Source organism: Streptomyces sp. NPDC012935 (assembly GCF_042900345.1).
Lineage (GTDB): Bacteria > Actinomycetota > Actinomycetes > Streptomycetales > Streptomycetaceae > Streptomyces.
In genome coordinates this window covers 1-2,101 of sequence record NZ_JBIBBC010000049.1, presented here as the reverse complement: position 1 = coordinate 2,101, position 2,101 = coordinate 1, and the positions used below count along the sequence as shown (strand labels likewise).

At 34.1% G+C, this 2,101-nt stretch carries 1 protein-coding gene, 1 rRNA gene and 1 pseudogene; all 3 read left to right on the top strand.

Going from position 1 to position 2,101, the window contains the following annotated elements; translation table 11 throughout:
* Window positions 1-90 (top strand): 5S ribosomal RNA (gene rrf, locus ACFY5C_RS41270); the annotation flags it as partial.
* Window positions 91-212: 122 nt separating this feature from the next.
* Window positions 213-337: pseudogene (locus ACFY5C_RS41265) on the top strand (transposase); the annotation flags it as partial.
* Window positions 338-943: 606 nt separating this feature from the next.
* Window positions 944-1,837 carry a patatin-like phospholipase family protein gene (locus ACFY5C_RS41260; protein WP_115674652.1) on the top strand — a complete coding sequence of 298 codons (894 nt, stop codon included), beginning with the start codon at window positions 944-946 and terminating at the stop codon, window positions 1,835-1,837.
* Window positions 1,838-2,101 lie beyond the last annotated feature (264 nt).

Genomic DNA, 2,101 nt, shown 5'->3' with positions numbered 1-2,101 from the left:
ACCCGTTCCCATACCGAACACGGAAGTTAAGCTCTTTAGCGCCGATGGTAGTTGGGGGCTTCCCCCTGTGAGAGTAGGACGTCGCTAGGCAAAAAACAGTCAGCTGTGCGCTGACTGTTTTTTTATTGTATATTTAAAAAACCCCTTGCTATGTGAGGGGTTCCAAAGAGCTTCTAGCTATGGACAAGAAAAAAACAGCCGAGCAATCAGGTATGTTGGTGAGTATTCGAGCAAAAATAATTGTTTCATCTTTTGTGGTTTATTTGAAAGGGAAGAGTAGCTTAATGATATTCGATCGGCATGCCAACCTGAATACAAATATGGAAACAGGAAGTTTTGAGTGTGTCTTTTGACACGGACCAGTACCCCAGCGTTTCACGCGAGAGCAAACCACCAGTTAGACTGGTGGTTCTGATTCATTGTAATCTTAGCGAGATATAGAAGGGGTTAGTAAGCTATTAACTAAGTCGGCTAAAATTTTCAAGCCTTCAGTGAAAGAATAAAATTAGAAGTTATGAAAACCCCAGCATTAGTGGATAGCTAAACATTCTGTAACTTTTTTTAAAATTAAATAATATCAATCACCATCAGTACGTTCTTATAAGACATAGTTAATATAGATAAGGGCTGTGATTTAAATTAAATATTGTTGGGGGCTTAGGCCCTTTATTTTTGTTGTTAAAAATATGTTCTACACTAAAAATTTCCGGAACTAAAATTATAGTTGAAACTACATTAGAATTTAAGTAGCTCTTTACATTTCTTAGAATAACGATATTTCGCCGCATATTCTTATATGATACTGTAATCGAATTTTAGCTAGACACTTGGTTAAAGTTTGCTGCTATGTACATAAGTATCGTCAATAAAGTAGAAAATTTAGTTCTATTCGTCATTCTTCATCCTTATACTATAAAGATTACATCAAAAAGGAGAGGGAATTTTGTGGATTGATGGCGTGTTTTCTGGTGGCGGTTTGAAGGGCTTTGCATTAGTAGGGGCATATCAAGTACTAGAAGCTGAACATTTTCGATTTAAACGTGTAGCTGGTACAAGTGCGGGGGCCATTTTAGCTGCCTTTATTGCTGCGGGTTATAGTGGAAAAGAGATAGAAATGATGCTAGAAGAGTTAGATGTTCCTTCATTACTTGATCCAAGAAGAACAATTTTCCCTTTTCCTTTTATGAAATGGGTAAATGTTTATAATCATTTAGGTCTCTATAAAGGAAAGGCGTTAGAAAAATGGTTTTTCCAAAAGCTAGCTGCAAAAGGAGTATATACTTTTGGTGATCTGCCTAAAGATTCTCTTAAATTAGTAGCTTCAGATTTAACGAATGGTAGAATGATTGTTTTACCAGATGATTTGCATAAATATCAAATTGAAGCAAAGAATTTTTCAGTAGCTTGTGCGTTACGCATGAGTTGCGGTATACCTTTTTTCTTTGAACCAGTTACATTAAAGACTGGGAAGGGTGAATCGGTTATAGTGGATGGTGGTGTTTTAAGTAATTTTCCACTATGGATATTCGATGATAAAGAAGGTCGGAAAGTACGTCCGATTTTAGGTCTGAAACTGAGTAGAAGAAGAGAAGAACAATGTCCTCAAGAAATTAAGAATGGTCTAAATTTATTTGAGGCACTATTTTCAACTATGAAAGATGCACATGATGAAAGGTATATATCAAGACGACACGAAAGAGACATTATTTTTATTCCTGTAGAAGATTATAGTGCAACCCAATTTGATTTAAATGAAGAAACAAAAGAAACTCTATTAGATATAGGAAGAAACCGTACAATTCAATTTTTACGAAATTGGCCAAGATTGAGGTTGTAATTTTTAAAAAAAATAATTATAAAACTATTGACCAATGACAAATAGGGTGTTATTATATAAAAGTTGCTGTTGAGATATGCAGCTACTAAAATATAAAATAAAATAACTGTTTGACATTAAATATAAAACATGTTATTATATAAAAGTTAACTCTTACAGAAGAGTTAACAAAATGAACCTTGAAAACTGAACAAGCAAAACGTAATCAATAAAGTTTTAAGTAGCTAGTTTTGCTAGTGAACGAAACACAATTTTGGACATCAA